Source organism: Pseudarthrobacter sp. CC4 (assembly GCF_048957775.1).
Taxonomy (GTDB): domain Bacteria; phylum Actinomycetota; class Actinomycetes; order Actinomycetales; family Micrococcaceae; genus Arthrobacter.
Map to the genome: position 1 here is coordinate 1 of NZ_JARCCZ010000044.1, position 20,238 is coordinate 20,238.

The window sequence follows — 20,238 nt, forward strand, 5'->3', positions numbered from 1 at the left end:
CTCCTCTTCCTCGTGGGCGTGCTCGTGATGGTCTTCATCGACTCCCCCCTCACCATGCTCGTCACCGCCATCGCCTCGGTGCTGATGGTCGCAGGCTGGTACGCCTGCCGCACCCGCATCCGCGAAATCGCCGAAACCCGCGAAGGCTTCACCGGCCTCTCCCCCGTGGTCGCCAACCCGCCGGCGGCCGCCTTCAAGAAGTAACCCACCGTCCTTAACGTCCGACGGCGGCACACAGGTTCTGGAGCTGCAGAACCTGTGTGCCGCCGTCGCGGTTTAACGCTCGACGCTTGAGGCGGCAGGCGGACCAGTTACCTGGCGGGATCCACCACCATCGCCGATCCGCCGCCGCGCCTTGCCGGCTCGGCCGCGGCGACCACCAGTCCGTCATCCAGGAACTCAATGGCCGTGGCGGCGCCAATTTCTGCCGCCGAGGTTCCGGGGGCGCCCGCTGCCACAAGCTTGTGCTTGTACGTCGACGTCAGGACGGGCCCGTACGCATCGATGAATGCCTGTTCAGCCACAACATTTTCCGTGTTCCGCTGGGTGCCGCGGGGAGCAGCCAGGGCCTCCGAGATGGTCATCCCCAGGTCAATACGGTTGATGAGCGTCTGCAGGACGGTGGTGATGATGGTGGAACCGCCCGGCGAGCCGAGTGCCACGAAAGGTTCGCCCTCTTTCAGGACGATGGTGGGCGACATGGACGAGCGGGGCCGCTTGCCCGGCTGGATCCGGTTGGGATCCGTTTCGCTGTACACCACCGAGAAGTCCGTGAGCTCGTTGTTGAGGATGAATCCCCGGCCGGGAACCACGATGCCGGAACCGCCGGTCTGCTCGATTGTGAGGGTGTACTCCACCACGTTGCCCCACTTGTCTGAAACGGTCAGGTTGGTGGTGGAGATGTTCTCGGTGTCCTTCTCATCGGCGAGCGCTGCCGGCTTCACCGGGCACACGCCGTCGTACGACGTGACGTCTCCGGCGGTCTGCAGCGGCTTAACGGCCGCCGCCAGCGGATTGATCTCGCAGGCCCGTTCCTTGCCGAACACCGGATCCAGGAGCGCATTCGTGGGAACGTCCACAAAGGCGGGATCGCCGACGTACTTGGCGCGGTCCGCGAAGGCAAGCGCGCTGGCTTCGAGGTAGTGGTGCAGCACCTTGGGCACGTCAGCCTTCAGGGACGGAAGATCGAACACCTCCAGGATGTTCAACGCCTCACCCACCGTGGTTCCACCACTGCTGGACGGGGCCATCCCATAGACGTCGTAGCCGCGGTAGTTCACATGGGTGGGCTCCTGGTCCAGCGCCTCGTAGTCCTTGAGGTCCTTGGTGGTCATGACGCCCGCCGGGCCGGGCAGGGCGGAACCGGGAACCATCGGCGGGTTCTGGACTGTCTCCGCGATCTCCTTCGCAAGGGGACCTTTATAGAAGGCCTTCATGCCCTTCTTGGCCAGGAGCTGGTAGGTATCGGCGAGGCCGGGGTTCTTGAAGATTGTCCCCACGGCCGGTGCGTCGCCACCTGGCAGGAAGAGCTCACTGGTGGATGTGAAGGGCTGGAACCGGTCCTTGTTGTCCAGCGTCTGCTGCTGGAATGTGGCGTCTACAACAAAGCCCCTGGTGGCAACCTCGATGGCCGGTTCAAGGGCCTCCTCCAGGCTGACGCTCCCCCAGCGCTCGAGTGCGCGTTCCCATGTGGCAGGCGTGCCGGGCACGCCCACTGACATGCCGCTCGTGGCCTGCTTGCGGAACGGGTATGCCGCACCCGTGGCAGGGTCAATGAATGCATCCCGGGGCATGGCGGCCGGGGCCGTCTCGCGGCCGTCGATGGTGCTGACTTTGCCGCTGTCAGCGTCGTAGTACACAAAGTAGCCGCCGCCGCCGATACCGGCACTGTACGGCTCCGTGACTCCCAGGGTGGCTGCTGCCGCGACGGCGGCGTCGACGGCGTTGCCGCCCTCGCGGAGGACTTCGATGGCCGCCGCCGAGGCTTCAGGGTCCACGGTGCTGACCGCACCGCCGTAGCCGGTGGCCACGGGTTGTTTTTGGGTTTGCCGCTCGTCAGCGGAAGCGGCGGGGCTCATGATGGCGCCGGTGGTCACGCTCATCGCCAGCGCTGCGGTTACGGCAGCGAGCCGGCGTCCCGGATATGGCATGGTTGCTCCTGAATGGGTGTGGGTGAGGTGGGTCACACGCTACTCCTCGGGCATGACACTCTCAACGGTGCCGGCCACGCTCTTGCCCCGCAGGCTGCCGCGCTCGGTAGCATGAAAGCCATTGCGGGCAGCAGGACCACCAGCGCCGGCGCGCCACAGGGCCGGGGAAGACGAGGTACTCCATGTCAGGATCGAAACTCGCCATCGTCGGCGCGGGGAGCGTCGGCACCTCCCTGGCGTACGCCGCCCTCATCCGCGGTTCAGCCGGCAGCATCGCCCTGTTCGACGTCAACGCCGCCAAGGCCGACGCCGAAGTCCTGGACCTCGCCCACGGCACCCAGTTCGCTGCTGCCGCTGCGTCCGTGACCGGCGGCGGTGACATCGCCGTGACGGAGGGTGCGGACGTCGTCGTCATCACCGCCGGGGCCAAGCAGGCGCCGGGCCAGACGCGCCTGGACCTGGCCGGAACCAACGTCCGGATCCTGGAAGACCTCATGCCGCGGCTGCTCGAGCGCTCCCCGGACGCCGTCTACGTCCTGGTCACCAATCCCTGCGATGTGCTCACGGTGGCAGCGCAGCAAATCTCCGGACTTCCAACGGGACGCATCTTTTCGTCAGGAACCGTCCTGGACACCTCCCGGCTGCGGTGGCTGCTGGCACGCCGTGCCGGCGTGGCCGTGGCCAGCGTCCACGCCAGCATTATTGGCGAGCACGGAGATACGGAGTTCCCGGCCTGGTCCACCGCCACCATCGGCCCCATCCCGGTCCGCGACTGGAAGGTGGACGGCGAGCGCGTCTTCACCCCCGATTACCTTGCCGAAACGGCACGCGAAGTGACGCAGGCGGCCTACAAGGTCATTGCCGGAAAGGGCGCAACCAACTACGCCATCGGCCTCTCCGGCGCACGCATCGTGGAAGCGCTCCTTCGGGACGAGAACGCGGTGCTGCCCGTGTCCACGGTCCTGGCGGGACAGCACGGAATCTCAGGGGTGGCGCTCTCCCTGCCGAGCATCGTGGGACGCGGCGGCGTCCGCACCGTCCTCGAAATGCCCATGGACGACGGTGAAGTGGCGGCCCTGCAGCATTCCGCGGATACCCTCCGGAACACGCTGGGCACCCTGGGGATCTGAGGGATCTGACCGGCCTGCCCCCTCCCTGTCCTCCAAGAGGCCCTCGTGCCAGAGGCATTCTTTGAGTCAACACGTCCACCCTGTTGACGGCCCGCGGGCTTAGGTCTAGCCTCGGGCACATCCTGCTGTTTCAACGATGAACCTAGTTAAGGAGCACAGCCAGCATGCCGGAATTCATGGACGTCCACCACAATATGGTCGGAATCACCAAGGAGGCCCTCCAGGAGGCCCACAACGCGGACCTTGCCATCCAAGGCGACGAGAGCGTTGACTTCAAATCGGCCTGGGCCGATCCCGAATCAGGTTATGTCTACTGCCTGTCAGAAGCCCCCTCTGCTGACGCTGTGCGTCGTATCCATGAGCGCGCGGGCCACCCCGCAGACGAAGTACATCCTGTTCCGATCAAGGTCTGACCACTGGCCCGTTGGCCGCCATGTAATGCAACGTCCCCGCAACCCTTCGTCGCGGGCTGATCGCCTATGCTCAGCAGAGCGCTTTACCTTGCTGCTCTGTGCAAGCCAGCGACGCAGTTCAACGACGAACCACCCGGGAGACACGGCATGACCAACTGGCGGATCAGGGACTTCCACTCGGCGGACCTGGACGGGATCCTTCACCTGTGGGAGACCCTCAAAGCGAACAATGTGGAACCCGTCTATGCCCTCTCCGAGGTGCTGGCTTCCTGTGAGAAGGACCATGCCGTGGTGGCGGTGCAGGGCGAGCAGGTGGTGGGCGCCGCGGTCGGACGCGCCGCCCACGACCAGGGCTGGATTGTCTTCCTGGCAACGCTGCCCGAGTACCGCGGCCGGGGCATCGGCACCTCGCTGCTCGCCGCCGTCGAAAACCGGATGGCGCCCCACGGCCTGAACAAGCTCTCGGCCCTCATGCCGGAATCGGAAACCCGGGTGGAGGCATTCCTCAGCCGGGGCTTCGCGTTGAAGAAGAACCTGCGCTACTTCGAGCGCACCATTCCCGTCCAGCGGCAGGAACTCGGCGCGCTGGGCCAGCTCGGCGGGCGTGTGCTGGCGCGGGACCTGTGGGAAAACGTGGCGGGCATGCGCAAGGAGAAGGAACTGCTGGAACGCCGCCTGGTCCTTCCCCTGGCCGAGGCCGATCTAGCCGATGAATTCGGCGTAGTGCCGCCGCGCGCCGTCGTGCTCTTCGGCCCGCCCGGCACCGGCAAGACCACCTTCGCCAAGGCCATCGCCTCCCGCCTGGAATGGCCCTTCGTTGAGGTGTTCCCCTCCCGGCTCGCGGCCGACCCGCAGGGCCTGGCCGGGGCACTGCGCGAAACATTCCTGGAAATCGCCGAGCTGGAGCACGCCGTGGTGTTCATCGACGAGGTGGAAGAGATCGCCGCCCAGCGCTCGGGCGAGCCGCCGTCACCCCTGCAGGGCGTCACCAACGAGCTCCTCAAGATCATCCCGGCCTTCCGCGAACAGCCCGGCCGGCTGCTGGTGTGCGCCACCAACTTTATCCGCGCCCTGGATTCCGCCTTCCTGCGGCACGGCCGGTTCGACTACGTAATTCCTATCGGGCTGCCGGACCGGCAGGCCCGCGAAGCCATGTGGCAGCGCTTCATCCCTGCCCCCGTGGTGGACGCCGTGGACGTGGAGTTGCTGGTGGACAAAACCGAAGGCTTCTCCCCCGCGGATATCGAGTATGCGGCCCGCAGCGCGTCCCAGCGTGCGCTGGAAAAAGCAGTGTACGACGACGGCGGGCTGGCTTCCGGCGGCACGGCCTCTGTCCGCGAGGCGGTCCGGAAGGGGCCCTCCACGCAGGATTACCTCGACGCCATCGCCGACACCCGGACCACCGTCAGCGCCGAGGTGCACCAGGACTTCCTGGAGGACATCGACGCTTTGGGGCGCGTGTAGCTTTTATTTATGTCCTCCAACCCCCTCCGTCATGCCATGGCGCGGATGGGCGGCCGCGACCCGCATGAGAAGCACCGCGCCGCCACCCCGCTTGAGCTCTTCTTCGACCTGACGTTTGTGATCGCGTTCGGTGTGGCAGGCAGCCAGTTTGCCCATGAAATCGCGGCAGCCCACGTCGTCCCCGGCCTGTTGGGGTTCTCCTTCGCGATGTTCGCCGTGGTCTGGGCATGGATCAACTTCACCTGGTTTGCCAGCGCCTACGACACCGATGACTGGATCTTCCGGGTGGTCACCATGGTCCAGATCGTGGGTGTCCTGATCCTCGCCATGGGCATAGCCCATGTTCCACTCGCTGGTGGAGGGCAAGCACGTGGACAACGCGGTGATTGTGGGCGGCTACGTGATCATGCGGCTGGCACTGGTGTCGCAGTGGCTCCGGGCCGCGCGGCAGGATCCGGCCCGCCGTGAGACCTGCCTGCGGTACGCCAGATACCTGGCCCTGGTGCAGCTCGGGTGGATCGCCGTGCTTTTCATCGAGGCGGACGTTTTGACCTCGTTCCTCATGATCGTCCCGCTGGTTGCCCTGGAGATGGCCACCCCCTTCGCCGCCGAACGGAAAACCAGGACCCCTTGGCACGCACACCACATTGCCGAACGGTACGGGCTGCTGGCGATCATTGCCTTGGGCGAATGCCTGATCGGCGCCATTGAAACGCTTCGGGCCATCGTGGCCAACCACGGCTGGAGTGTTGATGCGGCGCTGGTGGGCTTCGGCGGCACGGCCCTGGCGTTTGCCATGTGGTGGATCTACTTCATGCTGCCGGCCGGACGCGCCCTGCACCTGCGCCGGCACCGGTCGTTCCTCTTCGGCTACGGCCACATCCCCGTTTTCGCCGCCATCGCAGCCACCGGCGCCGGCCTCCACGTGGCCGCCTACTATATTGACCACGAGGCCCGGATCAGCGCCGCCGCGGCCGTGGCCAGCATTGCCATTCCGGTGGCACTGTTCAAGGGCTCCATAACATGGCTGTACAGCGTCATGGTGGGAGCAGACCGCACCGTGATCACTGTGGCCGGCGGCGTACTGGCAGCAATGGCTGCTGCCGTTGGCCTGGCCGCGGCGGGCGCCTCAGTCCCCGTCAGCCTCTTCGTGATTGTGCTGGCGCTCGGCGCCTCTATCGTGATCGACGAACGCCACGGCTCCGAACGGCTACACCTTGCCCTTCAGAAGCTGGAGGCAGGAACTACCGCTCCCCGGAGGGCGTAGCGCCGGGAGCCTCCCTTTCCTCTGCGTCCGCCTGCCGAGCAGCCCCGCCGGCGGCATCCGGCTCCTCATAGGACAGGTTCTCGTAGTCCGTGGTGTCATCCTCATCCAACTGGTCGTCGAATTCCGCCAGCAGCCACGGATTCACCCGGGCCAGGATCTTCCGCACCTCGTCAACCTCGACGGCGGCATAGAGTACCGGGCGGGCGTCACGGTATTTGGTGACCGGCGGCTTGTCCGGCCACTTCTCGGCCAGCGCCTGGACGCGCTCAGGCAGCGAGTTGTGCGCGTTATCCGCAATCTTGACCAAGGCAGCGTCATGGTCCTCGGCGATCTCGCGGATGACGGCCTGGTAGTCGTCCGGGTTGCTGTGCAGGCGGCTGGTGACCCGTTCAATGATCTGCACGGCCCGGTCGGAGACGCCCATGTCCAGCAGGGCCTGCCTGGTCATTGGGGTGTCCTCGGCAATGTCGTGGAGATAGCCTGCGATGCGGATGTCGTCGTCAAAATCAGCTAGAGCGTCCCCCACCGCCAGTACGTGGTCCTTGTAGGGCCGCTTCAGTTTGTCCTTCTGGCGGTTGTGCGCCACCTCGGCCAGCACCTTGGCCGTCTCGGGTGTGAAACTGCTGGCGGGCGGTTGTTCCGTGGTTTCTGGCATGACTCCAGCCTACGGGCCGGACCAAACCCAAGGCGCTTTGGGCAGGGCAGCCGGATCAAATGCGGCCAACGCCGTGGACAGCGGACCCGAAGGCAGGCCAAGGGACTCCAGCAGCCGGTCCCGCACGGCGGCCGCATCCACACCCAACGCCGCAAGGTCTGCAAGCGTAACCGCACCGTCGCGCTTTGCCAGCCTGGCGCCGTCCTTATTCACCACCAGCGGCACGTGGGCATATTCCGGAGAAGGAATATTCAGCAGCGACGCCAGATACGCCTGGCGGGGAGTGGAGGGCAGGAGGTCGTCGCCGCGGACCACCTGGTCGATGCCCTGCTCGGCATCGTCGACCACCACGGCGAGGTTATAGGCGGTCACTCCATCGTTGCGGCGCAGCACGAAATCATCCACTATTCCGGTGAACTCCCCATGCAGCACATCATGTACGCGGTACTCCGCGACGTCGGCACGCAGGCGGATGGCAGCGGGGCGGGTGGAGCGCTTGAATTCCCGCTCTGCCGGGCCGAGGTTCCGGCACGTCCCCGGGTACGCCCCCTGGGGCGCGTGCGGAGCGGACGGGGCCTCCTGGATTTCCCTGCGGGTGCAGAAGCACTCGTAGGTGAGGCCTGCATCCTGCAGCCTGGAGATCGCCGCGGCATAAAGGGTTCCGCGGCCCGTCTGGTGGACGATGCCGCCGTCCCAGGTCACGCCGACGGCTGTCAGGTCGCGCAGCTGCACCGCCTCCGCACCTGCCCTCGCACGGTCCAGGTCCTCCACTCGGAGGAGGAACCTCCGGCCGGTGGAGCGGGCAAACAGCCACGCAAGGACGGCCGTCCGGAGGTTGCCTACATGCAGCTCGCCGGAGGGACTGGGGGCAAAGCGGCCGGCTGGGGTCATGGATCAACACTATGCGGGCGGCGCGATGTCGGGGACAGCACAAGAGCCCCTCAGCTACCGATGACTTTCGGGAATCCGACGCCGGTAGCTCAGGGGCTCTTGCCGTGTATGCAGAGTGACCATGGTGTGAACAAGAGTCAATCAGGGCAGTCTCCTTGCGGGAAACGATGTTCCGCCGTCCGGGTGGTGTGCCGGGAAGCGGTAGCCTACGGGGCCGGCGGTAGCCTGACCGTTGCCAACATTTGACCAGCAGACCTACAGTTGGTGCAACCGGCAGGCGCGTTATTGATCAGTTTGACCACCCGCCGCCCCCCGAACCGACAGGAAATGATCAGATTGCAGCAACTGGACTCCACCGACAAGCGGATCCTGAGGGCCCTGGACGAGGATCCCCGCGTTCCCATCATGGTGCTGGCCCAGCGGCTGGGGCTGGCCCGGGGCACGGTGCAGTCCCGGCTCGAGCGGATGTCCTCATCCGGGGCATTAAGGCCCAACAGCAGCAGGGTGGTTCCCGGAGCGCTCGGGCGCGGGGTGGCGGCGGCCGTCAGTGCCGAACTGGACCAGAGCCACCTCAACGAGGCCATTGCCGCCCTCCGTGAAATTCCGGAAGTCCTGGAATGCCACGCGCCGGCCGGCGACACCGACCTCCTCATCCGGGTGGTGGCCACCAGTCCGGACGACCTCTACCGCGTGTCGGAGGAAATCAGGCTCTGCCCCGGCATTGTGCGCACCTCCACCAGCATGTTCCTGCGCGAGGTCATCCCCTACCGCACCACCGGGCTGCTCAGGGACTAGCAGCAGTCCGGCGCGCTACACCGGGGGTCCAGCGTTGGACTTCAGGTTCTTCATCACCAGCGTGGACGTCAGGCGCTCAACGCCGGGCAGGGACGTAAGCTCGGCGTCGTAGAAACGCTGGTACGCGGGCAGGTCCTCGGCGATGACCTTGAGCAGGTAATCAGGCGAGCCGAAGAGGCGCTGGGCCTCCACGATGTTGGGGTCCTCCGCCACGCGGCTCTCGAAAATCGCCATGGTGGCCTGGTCCACCTGGCGCAGCGTGACAAAAACAATCGCTTCAAACCCCAGCCCCACGGCGGCAGGATCGATGTCCGCCTTGTAGCCCCGGATGACGCCCGATTTTTCCAGGTCCCGGAGCCGCCGGTGGCACGGCGCCACAGTCAAGCCCACCTTGGCGGCGAGCGCGGTGGCCGTCATCCTGCCGTCCTCCTTGAGGTAACGCAAGATATTTCTGTCGATATGGTCTATCACGCAAGAATCTTACATTCTTGGTGCTTTAGCGGGCGAAAAAGGACAGCACTTCCGGAGCCGAAGTATCTAGGGTTTCTTCTGTCGGACCTCGTGGCAGGAGAAAGAATGAACCCGGAGCTGTTTTTGGCCTTTGTGCTGGTGGCGGCCGCCTTGGCCTGCACGCCCGGGGTGGACTGGGCGTACTCCATCGCGGCGGGCCTCCGGCAGCGCAGCTTCGTCCCCGCGGTGGCAGGGCTGTGCGGCGGGTACGTGCTCCACACGGTCCTGCTGGTGGCGGGATTGGCTGCCGTCCTGACGGGAGCGCCCGGGGTGTTGGGCTGGATAACCCTGGCCGGCGCCGGCTACCTGATGTGGCTGGGCATCAACACGCTGCGCTCCTGGCGCGGGGCGAGTTTCACGGCCGGGCCGGGCCGTGACGGCCAGACGCGGCTCCGCACCTTCCTGCAGGGTATGGGCACCAGCGGCATCAACCCCAAGGGCCTGCTTTTCTATGTGGCGCTCGTCCCCCAGTTCGTGAGCGCAGAGGCGCCGCTGCCCGTACCGGTGCAGTCCGGCCTGCTGGGCATGACCTTCGTGCTGCTCGCGGGACTCGTGTACACCGCCGTCGCGTTGCTGTCCCGCACCCTGCTGCAAAGCCGGCCGGGCGCCGCCCGCACGGTGACGCTCGCCAGCGGGGTGATCATGGTGGCCCTGGGCGTGGTGCTGCTGGGTGAACAGCTGCTGCCGGTGCTCGCCGGCCCGGCCGCCGGCTAGGCCGGGCTATTCGTCGCTGAGCCGTTTCCAGTCCTGTTCCCAGATCCGGCGCATCTCTTCGTCCTTGCGGATGGGCACGGGTGCGGCGATCTCCTTCTGCGGCACCGGGTCCTCGCGGCGACGCCCCCAGTCGCGCGGGTTGAGCGAGCGCCTGCTGGAATCCAGCACGAGCAGTGCGCGGTCCGTGAGGGCGTCATTGCGCAGCACCATATGGGTCTTGCGCCGGCGCAGCACCTCGGCGATCGCCTGGTGGGCAGCCTCCAGCCGGCCTTCCCTGCGCAGGGCGCGGGCCCGGACCAGCAGCAACGCTGCCGAGAGGTCGTCCGCGTTCAGGAGGCCTTCGGTCCAGTCGATCACCGTACGGCTGCGGCCCAGGCTCAGCGCCAGCGAGCAGCGCGCCAATGCCATGGGGAGCGACGGCGGCAGTCCGCCCAGTGCGTCCAGTGCGGCTTCGGCGCGGCCCGTCTCGCGCAGTGCATGGGCGAGTGCCAGGAACACCGACTCCTCGCTGAAGAGGACCGGCACCTCCACGCGTTCGGCGAGTTCGATCCGGGTCACAATCCGCGTCAGGTACGTGGACGAGTAGCGGTTGGCGTCGTCGTCGTTCCTGGTGGTCAGCCCGCGCTGCAGCAGTTCCGAAGCCCGGAGATAGCCGCCGTGCTTGTAGACGAGCAGGCCTGACATCAGGTAGCAGATCCCGGCCCAGCCGGGATAGGCACGCGCCAGGGTGATCAGCCGTTCGGGCTCCCGGCTGGTGAAGATGGCCTCGTGGACTATTTTGGCGGGCTTGGGCAGCATCCGCTTGAGCCGGGGGATCTCCCCGTCCACAGACAGCAGGGCCGGGTGGCGTCCACCCAGCACGCCGCTGAGAATGTCGCCCACTCCCCCGGCAAGTTCATGGACCGGCGTGCGCAGCTGCGGCTGCCCGAAGGGGGTGAGGTCCCGGCTGTCCCAGTAGATCGGTGCAGTATCCCCGGCGGTCATCTTTCCATGCTAACCGGCGGCTGCCCCGCGCGGATGCCGCCAGCGCCTAGGCCCGCTCCATGTACCATTCGGTGAAGGAAGCGGCGCGGCCTGCCCCGTCGAACCGGATGACCCAGAGGTTGTCGTAGCTGGGGCGGTCGCCCGAATAAACGGTGACGCCCTGCACGAAAGCGGTGTCGGCGTCGGCCCCCGCCAGCTCCCAGCTGAACGTCCAGTCGCCCGGTTGGTCCCGGGCGGCGAGCCAGCCCTCCACAATGCCGTCCTGGCCCAGCCACGGGTCCGGATCGCCCGGCCGCGTTTCATACCGCGCATCTTCCGTGAACAGGGCCCGGATGTCCTCGGGCTCGTTGCTGGTCCAGGCGGCCTGGTACTTGTCCATCCAGCCCTGCACGTGCTCGCGTGCTGAAGTTGGTTCAGTCATGGTGCCGTTCTACGCCCCGCAGTCCCGGCCCGCAAGCACTCAGCCGGTTGCGGCAGCGATCCACACGCCGATCACCCAGGTGCTGCCCGCCAGGCATGCCAGGCCGAACTCGGCGAGCATGCCCAGGCCGGTGGCCTTGAGGGCTGCCCAGCTGGAGGTCGCGGCGGAACCCACGTTCCGGGTGCGGGCGAATTCGCTGAGCAGGAGTCCGGCGGCGAAGCCCACGAAGAGTCCCACCACGGGGATGATGAACATTCCCGCCACGCCGGCCACGAGCGCGGCCACGATGCTTCGGCTGGGGATGGAATGTTCCTTCAGTTTCCTGCCGGTAAGGACAGCGCTGGCAGCCATGCCCGCCACCACGAACATCATGGCAATCGCGAACACCACCCAGCCCGCGGTGCCGGCGCCGCCCCAGATTGCCCACGCCAGCAGGCTTGCGCCAATCAGGATGCTGCCCGGAAGCACCGGAATGACTGTCCCCGCCACGCCTACGAGGATAGCCAGGCCGCACAGGATGGTCACGACAGTTTCGGAGGTCATGGACTCCAGTCTAGGTTGGCGCCCTGTCAACCCTCGACGGCGGTGCGTCCCGCGCAGGGGAGGCACCGCCGTCGTACATTCCACTAAGGGTAGGTCTGCCAGCGGAAGGGCTGCTACTCCGCTTCCACCGCAGCTGCGACGGCGGCCGTGACCGCCGGGGCAACGCGCGGGTCCAGCGGGCTGGGCACGATGTAGTCGGCCGACAGGTCCTCCGCCGCGAGCTCGGCGATGGCGTACGCCGCGGCCAGCTTCATGGCGGGGGTGATGCGCCGGGCGCCGGCATCCAGGGCGCCGCGGAAGATGCCCGGGAAGGCAAGCACGTTGTTGATCTGGTTGGGGAAGTCGCTGCGGCCGGTGGCAACAACGGCAGCGTACTTGGCTGCCACCTCGGGCAGGACTTCGGGGTCCGGGTTGGAGAGCGCGAAGACGATGGCGTCCTGGTTCATGAGCTTCAGGTGTTCCTCGTCCAGCTTGGAGGAGGAGACGCCGATGAACACGTCCGCGCCGGCGAGGGCCTCGGCCGGGCCGCCTTCCACCCCGCGGGGATTGCTGCGGGCCGCGATGTCAGCCTTCTTGCTGGCCGTGTCCGCGGCGAGATCGGCGCGGCCGCTGTTGATGACGCCCCGGGAGTCGAGCAGGACGACGTCCGTGATCCCGGCTGCGAGCAGGATTTCGGCGACGGCGATGCCGGCTGCCCCTGCGCCGGAGACCACAACGCGCAGGCCCTCCAGGGCGCGGCCGGTGACTTTGGCGGCGTTGGTCAGGGCAGCAAGGGCGACGACGGCGGTGCCGTGCTGGTCATCGTGCATGACGGGGCAGTCCAGGGCCTCGATGAGCTTCTCTTCCAGCTCGAAGCAGCGGGGCGCGGAGATGTCCTCGAGGTTGACGGCTCCGAAGCTGGGGCGCAGGCGGACCAGGGTCTCCACGATTTCGTCCACATCGGTGGTGTTGAGGACCAGGGGGATCGAGTCGAGGTCGCCGAAGGTCTTGAACAGGGCGGACTTGCCCTCCATGACGGGCAGGGAAGCGCTGGCCCCGATGTTGCCCAGGCCCAGGACGGCGGTGCCGTCACTGACTACCACCACCAGGCGCTGGGCCCAGGTGAGGGTGCGGGCGAGCTCGGGCTTGGCGTGGATGGCGCGGCTGACCTCGGCCACTCCCGGCGTGTAGGCGATGGAAAGATCGCGTTTGTTGGACAGCGGAACGGTGCTGGCAATGGAGAGCTTGCCGCCCTGGTGGGCGTCGAAGATCTCGGCTTCGCTCAGGGCGGTGGCTGCGGAATTGTCAGTGGCTGCAAATGCGTCAATGGACACGTCGTTGTCTCCTGGTGCTGGCCGTGGGCGCACGGCACGTGGGGCTCAAGTCCGGAACGGCTCGAGGCAGTGGCGATGGTGCGGCAGGAAACCCAAGGGGTGGCGGGTCCGTGGGAGCTTGGGGGATGGTCCCTGCTGCTCCGTTTGAACCATGGTAGGCGGCACAAAGGGCCGCCGATCCGATTTGACGGCACGACCCCAGTGCCACAACGTTTTAGCACGGCTTTTTGTGAGGTACGCCACGCCAATATGGCTGATTTAATGGCGGATTGGTCTAGACCTGTTACGCGCTTTGGTGAAGTGTGTAGCCGGGCTGGCCGGTTCCGGACAGGCGTGCACAGGCTTTTTTGAGGTCTTCCTCGGCCTCGAAGAGGGACAGCCGCCGGTTTCGCACGGACTGGACCAGACCAGTGACAGTCAGCAGCAGCACCCGGGCGGCCGTGGCATCACCGCACGCCGCGGTCAGTGCCTTCTCCCCCAAGGCATCGATCTCACGGAGGAGGCCGGTGGTGTCCCTGTCCGGGAGGTAGACACCGCGGGTCAGGCACTGCTCCACAGCCGGCTGCATGACCCGCATGTGGAAGATCTCCATCACCAGCCCGGCGAGCGCCCGGCCGCGGAAACGGGCGGCGCTGGTCCCGGCCGGCCCTTGGAGTTCCTCCAGCTGGTGGCGGTACAGGGCGAGCATCAGGTGGGTGGGGGAAGGGAAGTAGCGGTAAAGCGTGCCGAGCGGGACATCGGCCTTGGCGGCCACCTCAGGAAGGTCAACCGAGTCCAGGCCCTTGCGCGCGAAGCCTCCTGCAGCTTCCAGGATCTTGGCGTAGCGGAACCGCTGGCGCGGTGCGGTGGGCCTGGGGGCCATGGGCGGATGGTCTGGAAGAATCTCGGGCATCAGCATTCCGGGGTTGTGTTCCTATGGTGCGGTCCTCCCCATGCCGGACCGCCTGCAATCCGGTTCAACTATACGGCACACCAATATGCCCTAATCAGTCAGGTGCCTTACTTCCGGCCCGTCAGAGCGTCAGCGGACGCTCTTGATCTTCACTACAAAAACGGCCCCGAGCAGCCCGATGACGGCAGCGGTGATAAACAGGGATCGATAGCCGCCCCAGTACGCGACGGCCATAAAAGCCAGGAAGGGGGCCACCACCTGGGGCAGGGAGTTGGCCACGTTGATGATGCCCATGTCCTTGCCCCGGTCCACGGCGAAGGGCAGGACCTGCGTCAGCAGCGCGAAGTCCACTGCCAGGTACGCCCCGAAGCCAATGCCCAGGACTGCCGCGCCGGCCAAGGCCCCGGGCCACACCGGGAAAAAGGCCATGATGGCGCCCGCCATGGCGATGGTGGCGGAAGAACCGATGACGAAGGGCTTGCGCCGGCCCGTCCGGTCACTCCAGGGGCCGGCCACCACCGCAGTGACCATCACCATCGCCGCATAGATGCCGGTGAGGACCAGCACACCCGCCGCCGGGTCCTCGTGCTTGATGATGTCGCGAAGGAAGAAGAGCAGGTAGACAATGGTCAGCTGGTTCCCCACGTTCACCAGGAAGCGGGTCAGCCAGGCCCACGCGAAATCCGGATACAGCCGCGGGCTGATCCAAAAGCCCCGGAGGAATTGCCGCAGCCGAAACTCCGGGTGCTCCCCCCGTGGCAGCGCGGGATCGTTCCGGTGGAACAGGTAGGGAAGCACGGACAGCAGCAGTGCCACAGCGCACAGCCAGTAGCCCACCATGAAGTTGCCGGCCACAACAGCTCCGAAGACGGCGCCGGTCAGGATTCCCAGCGTCTGGCCCATGGCGGCCAGACCGCCCACTCCGCCGCGCTGCGTGACCGGCACGCGGTCCGGCACAGCGGCGGTGATGGCGGCGTACGCGGCGTTGGCGCCGAGCTGTACCAGGCACCAAAAGATCACCATCAGCGCCACGGTGGGGGCTCCGGACATGGCCAGGAGCGCGGCGGCAGCCAGCACGGCACCGGCCAGGATCCACGGTGAACGGCGGCCGAACCGCGACGTGGTCCGGTCCGACAACGCGCCGAAGAGCGGATTGGCCACCAGGGATACCGCAGCGCCGCAGGCAGTGACCAGGGAAAGGATGGCTTCCTTGCTGGGCGCATCGATGCTGATGGCCTGCTGCCCGATGAAGACGTTAATGGGACCGAAGAATGCGGCGTTGATACCGACGTTGACCAGCACCAGCCCTGCGACCCAGCGCGCGGTGACCTTTTGGGTGGGCTCGGCGAGCGCCGCCGTCGTACTCTGCATCCCTGCGCCCTGATCCAGCGGCGCGGGAGTATCGGACAGGCTCATGACGTGCTCCCCGGGGGACGGCTGATAGGCGACGGAATCAGACTATCGTGGGCGTAAGCGTGCGGCCGTGCCTTACACCGGAACGGCGCCACAAGCTTCACCGAGGATCAGGGAGAGAACCACATGAGCAAAGCGTCCACGCCCGCGGAGGCCATCAACACCGCAGACCTCTACGACGAACGCGGCGACGAACTGGCATCGATTTCGTTGCAGTTCCAGTCCCTGGGCGGCCGCTCGCACTTCAGCGGCCGGGCGCGGACCATCCGCTGCTTCCAGGACAACGCGCTGGTGAAATCCACGTTGGCCACGCCGGGCAACGGCAGCGTGCTGGTGGTGGACGGCGGAGGCTCGCTGGGCACGGCCCTGATGGGGGACATGATCGCAGAAAGCGCGGTGGCGAACGGCTGGGCCGGCGTCGTCATCAACGGGGCAATCCGTGACCGGGAAGCGATCGCCCGGCTGGACCTCGGCGTAAAGGCCCTGGGCAGCAACCCCCGCAAGAGCGCCAAGGCAGGAGCCGGCGACGTTGACGTGGATGTGAAGATCGGCGACGTGACGATCCGGACCGGCGCCATGATCTGGTGCGACCCTGACGGCATCTTGGTGGAACGGTAGCGTCCCGGGCGCAGGAAGTTTTTTTCGGCTGCCAGGAATAGGACCCGGCGTAAGATAGTTACTGAAAGCAACTATCAATGCTTGATCCTCTTCCTTACCCCTGGAGCAGCCATGTCCAAAACCCCCGCCGCGCGCGCCGCCGGAGAAACCCTGACGCAGCGCCAGATTGTCACCGTGATGGTGGGCCTGATGCTGGGCATGTTCCTGGCGTCGCTGGACCAGACCATCGTGTCCACGTCCATCTACACCATCGCCAACGACCTGGACGGGCTCTCGCTCCAGGCCTGGGCCACCACCGCCTACCTCATCACCTCCACGGTCAGCACCCCGCTGTACGGCAAGCTGAGCGACATCTTCGGCCGCCGCCCGCTGTACCTGACCGCCATCATCATCTTCCTGGCCGGTTCCCTGTACGCCGGCTCGGTCCACTCCATGACGGAGCTCGCCATTGCCCGGGGTATCCAAGGCCTGGGCGCCGGCGGCCTGCTGGCCCTCGCGCTGACCATCATCGGCGACATCGTGTCCCTCAAGGACCGTGCCAAGTACCAGGGCTACTTCATGTCCGTGTTCGGCATCTCCTCCGTGCTCGGCCCCGTGGTGGGCGGCGCGTTCGCCGGTTCCGCCACCATCCTGGGGTTCGACGGCTGGCGCTGGGTGTTCTTCATCAACCTGCCCATCGGCCTGGCAGCGCTGGCAGTGGTCTTCCTCTTCCTTCACCTGCCGGCCAAGCACATGAAGCAGAAGATCGACTACTGGGGCGCGGCAGCCATCACCCTGGCCATCGTGCCGCTGCTGCTGGTGGCGGAGCAGGGCCGCAGCTGGGGTTGGGCTTCCTTCAACTCCTTCCTTTGCTACGGCTTGGGTGTGGTGGGCATTGCTTGGTTCCTGCTGGCCGAAAAGCGTGCCGGCGACTACGCCCTGATTCCCCTGCGGCTCTTCCGGAATGCCACGTTTGGCCTGTCTTCGCTGCTGAACTTCATCATCGGCATCGGCATGTTCGGCGCCATCGCCATGCTGCCGATGTACCTGCAGCTGGTGAAGGGCCTCACCCCCACCGAGGCCGGCCTGATGATGATCACCTTCACCGTGGGCATCCTCACCGGGTCCATCACGGCCGGGCGCACCATCTCCTCGTCCGGGACCTACCGGATCTTCCCCATCCTGGGCACGGCCATCCTCACGGCTGCCGCCACGGTCATGGGACTGTCCCTCGGGGTGGACACCGGACTGTGGGTTCCCGGCGTGATCGCGGTGTTCTTCGGCATGGGCCTGGGCTTCTGCATGCAGCCGCTCACCCTGGCCATGCAGGTGTCCGTGCCGCGCCGCGACATGGGCGTGGGCACCTCCTCAGCGGCGTTTTTCCGCTCCATGGGCGGCGCGGTGGGCACTGCCGTGTTCATCTCCATGCTGTTCAGCCTGGCGGCGAGCCGGATCGCGGACAGCATGCGGGCCGCCATGGAGAGCCCGGACTACCAGGCAGTGCTCCGCGACCCGTCCGTCGCAGCCGACCCCGCCAACGCCAAGCTGTACGAATTCTTCCGGAACGGCGCGTCCAACGAGTCCCTCAACGACACCAGCTGGCTCCACACCGCCAACAGCACGCTGACCCGTCCCATCACGGAGGGCTTCGCCTACGCCATCGACGCAGTGATGCTCACCGCGGCGGTGCTCACCGGCGTCGCGTTCCTCATCAGCTTCGCCCTGCCCGACAAGAAGCTCACGGACCAGTTGGCTGCCCCGCAGGAGCCCGCGGCGGTCCACTAAGCTGACCCGCGCCAAACAGGGGACGACGACGGCGGCGCGCACCGCCGTCGTCGTCTTCTGTTTCGGAGGGCGACAGTCCGTAAGTGGAACCGCGGGCGGTGACGTGCCACACTGTGTAGCGCGTGTGCGCCGGCCGTCTCGGCCGGTACCGCAGCCGACGACGTCCGCACCGCATCCACCTAAACCCAGACCAAGGGAGAACCATGCCCACTGCACAGGAGCAGACAACCGCACGGATACCGCAGCGGGTGATCTGGCTGGCGCTCGCAGGGGCGGTGGGCGGGTTCCTGTTCGGCTTCGATTCGTCGGTGGTCAACGGCGCGGTGGATGCCATGAAGGACGAGTTCGCACTGTCCGAGGCCGTGACCGGCTTCGCGGTTGCCATCGCCCTGCTGGGGTGCGCCGCCGGCGCGTTCCTTGCGGGCAAGGTGGCGGACCACTACGGGCGCATCCCCGCCATGAAGCTTGGTGCGCTGCTCTTCCTGGTCAGCGCACTGGGCACCGGCTTTGCCTTCGGCGTCTGGGACCTGATCTTCTGGCGCCTGGTGGGCGGGCTCGGAATCGGCCTGGCTTCGGTGATCGCCCCCGCCTACATCTCGGAGATCTCCCCGCGGCACGTCAGGGGCCGGCTGGCCTCGCTGCAGCAACTGGCCATCACCACGGGCATCTTCGCCGCGCTGCTGTCCGATGCGCTCCTGGCCACCAGCGCCGGCGGCGCGGACCAGCCCTACTGGCTGGGGATCGAGGCCTGGCGCTGGATGTTCCTGGCCGCAGCCCTGCCCGCCGTGGTGTACGGCTGGGTCGCCTTCACCCTTCCCGAGTCCCCGCGCTTCCTGGTGTTCCTGGGCAAGGAAGATGAAGCGCGTGCGGTCTTTGATTCGATTGCTCCGGCAGAGGACACAGACCGGCACATCCGGGAGATCCAGGACGCCATCGAGGAGGACAAGCTGGCGGGCCAGAAGGGCTCCCTGCGCGGCAGGACCTTTGGCCTGCAGGCAGTGGTATGGGTGGGCATCGTCCTGTCTGTTTTGCAGCAGTTCGTGGGCATCAACGTGATTTTCTACTACTCCACCACCCTGTGGAAGGCCGTGGGCTTCGAGGAGAAGGACTCCCTGGCCATCTCGGTGGCCACGTCCGTCACCAACATCCTCGTCACCCTGGTGGCCATTGCCCTGGTGGACCGCATCGGCCGCCGGCCCATCCTGCTGGCCGGTTCCGTGGGCATGGCCGTATCACTGGGCGCCATGGCCCTTGCCTTCTCCACCGCCGTGGGCTCCGGTTCCGAGATTTCCCTGCCCGGCGCGTGGGGTCCGGTGGCCCTGGTGGCTGCGAATGTTTTTGTGGTGAGCTTCGGCGCGTCCTGGGGACCGCTGGTGTGGGTGCTCCTGGGCGAGATCTTCCCGTCCAGGATCCGTGCCCGCGCCCTTGGCCTGGCTGCGGCCGCGCAGTGGGTGGCGAACTTTGTGATCACGCTCAGCTTCCCCGTGATGGCCGCCGGCTCGCTGCCGCTGACGTATGCCATGTACGCGCTGTTCGCCGCGGCGTCGTTCTTCTTTGTCATGTTCAAGGTGCCGGAGACCAACGGCATGTCCCTGGAGCAGGCGGAGACCCTGTTCGTGGCCAAGGGCTCGAAGAAGGCCTAGCGCCCGCCCCCGTTCTGCACCCTTCAACGGGCATTGCACCCCGGAACGCCCGGGTGCAATGTCCGTTTGTGGGTGCGCAGCGATCAGAGCGGAAGCTTCATGCCTTCATGGGAGGCTTCAAAGCCGAGCCGTTCGTAGAACCGGTGCGCCCCTGTCCGCGTCGCGTGGGTGGTCAGTTGCATGAGTGTGCAGCCGCGGCGTCGGGATTCATCGATGGCCCACCGCACCATCAGGTTCCCGAGCCCTTTGCCACGGAGGCCCGCGGCCACCCGCACGCCCTCGATCTGCGAGCGCCAGGCGCCCTGCCGCGACATACCCGGGAGGAAACTCAGCTGGAAGGTGGCCACCAGGGGACCGTCCGCTGCGCCGTCCGGCACGAACTCCCCCACGACCAGCAGGTGGCAGGGGTCGGCGTCGATCGCTTCCATGGCACGCTCATAAGGCGCCATGTCTTCCCGGCGCTCCCGCCCTGCGCCCAGCGAATCATCCGCGAGCAGCTGCACAATGGCCGGAAGGTCTGCGGGTGCGGCGGGGCGGAGGCGGAAGGTCCCGCCGTCGACGCCGGCGGTCAACAGGAAGGGCTGGGCACCTGGGTTGCGAATCACCGGACCAGCATTCCACACGTGGGGACATGACAAATCACGACGCCGGCACTCGG

19 protein-coding genes and 2 pseudogenes are annotated in these 20,238 nt (G+C 66.7%); 10 read left to right on the forward strand and 11 right to left on the reverse strand.

From position 1 onward, the window contains the following. A pseudogene (locus PV768_RS20860) lies at positions 1–204 on the forward strand (L-asparagine permease); the annotation flags it as partial. A 107-nt stretch (positions 205–311) separates the two neighbouring features. Here the strand turns inward: PV768_RS20860 and ggt are convergent. After that, the gene (ggt, locus tag PV768_RS20865; protein ID WP_421094087.1) at positions 312–2,150 is read right to left on the reverse strand and encodes a gamma-glutamyltransferase; all 1,839 of its coding nucleotides are present in this window, start codon (positions 2,148–2,150) and stop codon (positions 312–314) included. Positions 2,151–2,332: 182 nt separating this feature from the next. Here ggt and PV768_RS20870 point away from each other — a divergent pair, with 182 nt between their 5' ends. From PV768_RS20870 to PV768_RS20885, 4 genes and pseudogenes are all read left to right on the forward strand, one after another. Next, entirely contained in the window at positions 2,333–3,280 is a 948-nt protein-coding gene (locus PV768_RS20870; RefSeq protein WP_323058029.1) for an L-lactate dehydrogenase, read from the forward strand. A gap of 164 nt (positions 3,281–3,444) precedes the next feature. Next, a complete protein-coding gene (locus PV768_RS20875) occupies positions 3,445–3,693 on the forward strand; it encodes an SCO4226 family nickel-binding protein (protein ID WP_157240367.1) in 249 nt (82 codons plus the stop codon). Between the two features lie 147 nt (positions 3,694–3,840). Next, positions 3,841–5,157, forward strand: coding sequence for an ATP-binding protein (locus PV768_RS20880; protein ID WP_157240365.1), 1,317 nt, complete (start codon positions 3,841–3,843; stop codon positions 5,155–5,157). A 9-nt stretch (positions 5,158–5,166) separates the two neighbouring features. Then, positions 5,167–6,424, forward strand: a pseudogene (locus PV768_RS20885) (low temperature requirement protein A). Here PV768_RS20885 and PV768_RS20890 read toward each other — a convergent pair. Both PV768_RS20890 and gluQRS read right to left on the reverse strand, forming a co-directional pair. After that, complete coding sequence (locus tag PV768_RS20890) at positions 6,402–7,079, reverse strand: HD domain-containing protein (protein ID WP_321214735.1); 678 nt, start codon at positions 7,077–7,079, stop codon at positions 6,402–6,404. The pseudogene PV768_RS20885 and the gene PV768_RS20890 sit on opposite strands and share 23 nt — an antisense overlap. Positions 7,080–7,088: 9 nt before the next feature. Beyond that, a complete protein-coding gene (gene gluQRS, locus PV768_RS20895; RefSeq protein WP_421094088.1) occupies positions 7,089–7,970 on the reverse strand; it encodes a tRNA glutamyl-Q(34) synthetase GluQRS in 882 nt (293 codons plus the stop codon). 327 nt (positions 7,971–8,297) lie between these two features. On the opposite strand from gluQRS, the gene PV768_RS20900 reads away from it, so the two are divergent. Beyond that, a complete protein-coding gene (locus PV768_RS20900; protein ID WP_157240358.1) occupies positions 8,298–8,765 on the forward strand; it encodes an Lrp/AsnC family transcriptional regulator in 468 nt (155 codons plus the stop codon). Positions 8,766–8,780: 15 nt separating this feature from the next. On the opposite strand, the gene PV768_RS20905 is transcribed toward PV768_RS20900, so the two are convergent. Next, positions 8,781–9,236, reverse strand: coding sequence for an Lrp/AsnC family transcriptional regulator (locus PV768_RS20905; RefSeq protein WP_321214737.1), 456 nt, complete (start codon positions 9,234–9,236; stop codon positions 8,781–8,783). A gap of 105 nt (positions 9,237–9,341) precedes the next feature. On the opposite strand from PV768_RS20905, the gene PV768_RS20910 reads away from it, so the two are divergent. After that, positions 9,342–9,989 carry a LysE family translocator gene (locus PV768_RS20910; protein WP_321214738.1) on the forward strand — a complete coding sequence of 216 codons (648 nt, stop codon included), beginning with the start codon at positions 9,342–9,344 and terminating at the stop codon, positions 9,987–9,989. A 6-nt stretch (positions 9,990–9,995) separates the two neighbouring features. Here the strand turns inward: PV768_RS20910 and PV768_RS20915 are convergent, their stop codons facing one another. From PV768_RS20915 to PV768_RS20940, 6 genes are all read right to left on the reverse strand, one after another. Further along, positions 9,996–10,973, reverse strand: coding sequence for a hypothetical protein (locus PV768_RS20915; protein WP_157240353.1), 978 nt, complete (start codon positions 10,971–10,973; stop codon positions 9,996–9,998). 46 nt (positions 10,974–11,019) lie between these two features. Further along, complete coding sequence (locus PV768_RS20920; RefSeq protein ID WP_157240351.1) at positions 11,020–11,394, reverse strand: nuclear transport factor 2 family protein; 375 nt, start codon at positions 11,392–11,394, stop codon at positions 11,020–11,022. Between the two features lie 39 nt (positions 11,395–11,433). Then, the gene (locus PV768_RS20925) at positions 11,434–11,937 is read right to left on the reverse strand and encodes a DUF456 domain-containing protein (protein WP_321214739.1); all 504 of its coding nucleotides are present in this window, start codon (positions 11,935–11,937) and stop codon (positions 11,434–11,436) included. Positions 11,938–12,050: 113 nt separating this feature from the next. Then, positions 12,051–13,250, reverse strand: coding sequence for an NADP-dependent malic enzyme (locus tag PV768_RS20930; RefSeq protein ID WP_321214740.1), 1,200 nt, complete (start codon positions 13,248–13,250; stop codon positions 12,051–12,053). A 283-nt stretch (positions 13,251–13,533) separates the two neighbouring features. Next, positions 13,534–14,142: a TetR/AcrR family transcriptional regulator gene (locus PV768_RS20935; RefSeq protein WP_157240347.1), complete on the reverse strand. Its 609-nt coding sequence runs from the start codon at positions 14,140–14,142 to the stop codon at positions 13,534–13,536. Between the two features lie 129 nt (positions 14,143–14,271). Next, positions 14,272–15,558 carry an MFS transporter gene (locus PV768_RS20940; protein WP_421094089.1) on the reverse strand — a complete coding sequence of 429 codons (1,287 nt, stop codon included), beginning with the start codon at positions 15,556–15,558 and terminating at the stop codon, positions 14,272–14,274. A gap of 123 nt (positions 15,559–15,681) precedes the next feature. On the opposite strand from PV768_RS20940, the gene rraA reads away from it, so the two are divergent. The 3 genes from rraA to PV768_RS20955 all read left to right on the forward strand — a co-directional run bounded on the left by rraA (position 15,682) and on the right by PV768_RS20955 (position 19,580). Next, positions 15,682–16,173, forward strand: a complete 492-nt coding sequence (gene rraA, locus PV768_RS20945) for a ribonuclease E activity regulator RraA (protein WP_421094090.1) — start codon at positions 15,682–15,684, stop codon at positions 16,171–16,173. Between the two features lie 111 nt (positions 16,174–16,284). After that, a complete protein-coding gene (locus PV768_RS20950; RefSeq protein WP_421094091.1) occupies positions 16,285–17,937 on the forward strand; it encodes an MDR family MFS transporter in 1,653 nt (550 codons plus the stop codon). Between the two features lie 203 nt (positions 17,938–18,140). Then, complete coding sequence (locus PV768_RS20955) at positions 18,141–19,580, forward strand: sugar porter family MFS transporter (RefSeq protein WP_157240339.1); 1,440 nt, start codon at positions 18,141–18,143, stop codon at positions 19,578–19,580. Positions 19,581–19,663: 83 nt separating this feature from the next. On the opposite strand, the gene PV768_RS20960 is transcribed toward PV768_RS20955, so the two are convergent. Continuing rightward, positions 19,664–20,155 carry a GNAT family N-acetyltransferase gene (locus PV768_RS20960; protein ID WP_323058031.1) on the reverse strand — a complete coding sequence of 164 codons (492 nt, stop codon included), beginning with the start codon at positions 20,153–20,155 and terminating at the stop codon, positions 19,664–19,666. Between the last annotated feature and the right edge of the window lie 83 nt (positions 20,156–20,238).

Bases quoted from the DNA above. Each gene is read 5' to 3' on its own strand.
- ggt (WP_421094087.1), bottom strand. From the start codon at position 2,150: ATGCCATATCCGGGACGCCGGCTCGCTGCCGTAACCGCAGCGCTGGCG.
- PV768_RS20870 (WP_323058029.1), top strand. From the start codon at position 2,333: ATGTCAGGATCGAAACTCGCCATCGTCGGCGCGGGGAGCGTCGGCACC.
- PV768_RS20875 (WP_157240367.1), top strand. From the start codon at position 3,445: ATGCCGGAATTCATGGACGTCCACCACAATATGGTCGGAATCACCAAG.
- PV768_RS20880 (WP_157240365.1), top strand. From the start codon at position 3,841: ATGACCAACTGGCGGATCAGGGACTTCCACTCGGCGGACCTGGACGGG.
- PV768_RS20890 (WP_321214735.1), bottom strand. From the start codon at position 7,079: ATGCCAGAAACCACGGAACAACCGCCCGCCAGCAGTTTCACACCCGAG.
- gluQRS (WP_421094088.1), bottom strand. From the start codon at position 7,970: ATGACCCCAGCCGGCCGCTTTGCCCCCAGTCCCTCCGGCGAGCTGCAT.
- PV768_RS20900 (WP_157240358.1), top strand. From the start codon at position 8,298: ATGATCAGATTGCAGCAACTGGACTCCACCGACAAGCGGATCCTGAGG.
- PV768_RS20910 (WP_321214738.1), top strand. From the start codon at position 9,342: ATGAACCCGGAGCTGTTTTTGGCCTTTGTGCTGGTGGCGGCCGCCTTG.
- PV768_RS20915 (WP_157240353.1), bottom strand. From the start codon at position 10,973: ATGACCGCCGGGGATACTGCACCGATCTACTGGGACAGCCGGGACCTC.
- PV768_RS20920 (WP_157240351.1), bottom strand. From the start codon at position 11,394: ATGACTGAACCAACTTCAGCACGCGAGCACGTGCAGGGCTGGATGGAC.
- PV768_RS20925 (WP_321214739.1), bottom strand. From the start codon at position 11,937: ATGACCTCCGAAACTGTCGTGACCATCCTGTGCGGCCTGGCTATCCTC.
- PV768_RS20935 (WP_157240347.1), bottom strand. From the start codon at position 14,142: ATGCCCGAGATTCTTCCAGACCATCCGCCCATGGCCCCCAGGCCCACC.
- PV768_RS20940 (WP_421094089.1), bottom strand. From the start codon at position 15,558: ATGAGCCTGTCCGATACTCCCGCGCCGCTGGATCAGGGCGCAGGGATG.
- rraA (WP_421094090.1), top strand. From the start codon at position 15,682: ATGAGCAAAGCGTCCACGCCCGCGGAGGCCATCAACACCGCAGACCTC.
- PV768_RS20950 (WP_421094091.1), top strand. From the start codon at position 16,285: ATGTCCAAAACCCCCGCCGCGCGCGCCGCCGGAGAAACCCTGACGCAG.
- PV768_RS20955 (WP_157240339.1), top strand. From the start codon at position 18,141: ATGCCCACTGCACAGGAGCAGACAACCGCACGGATACCGCAGCGGGTG.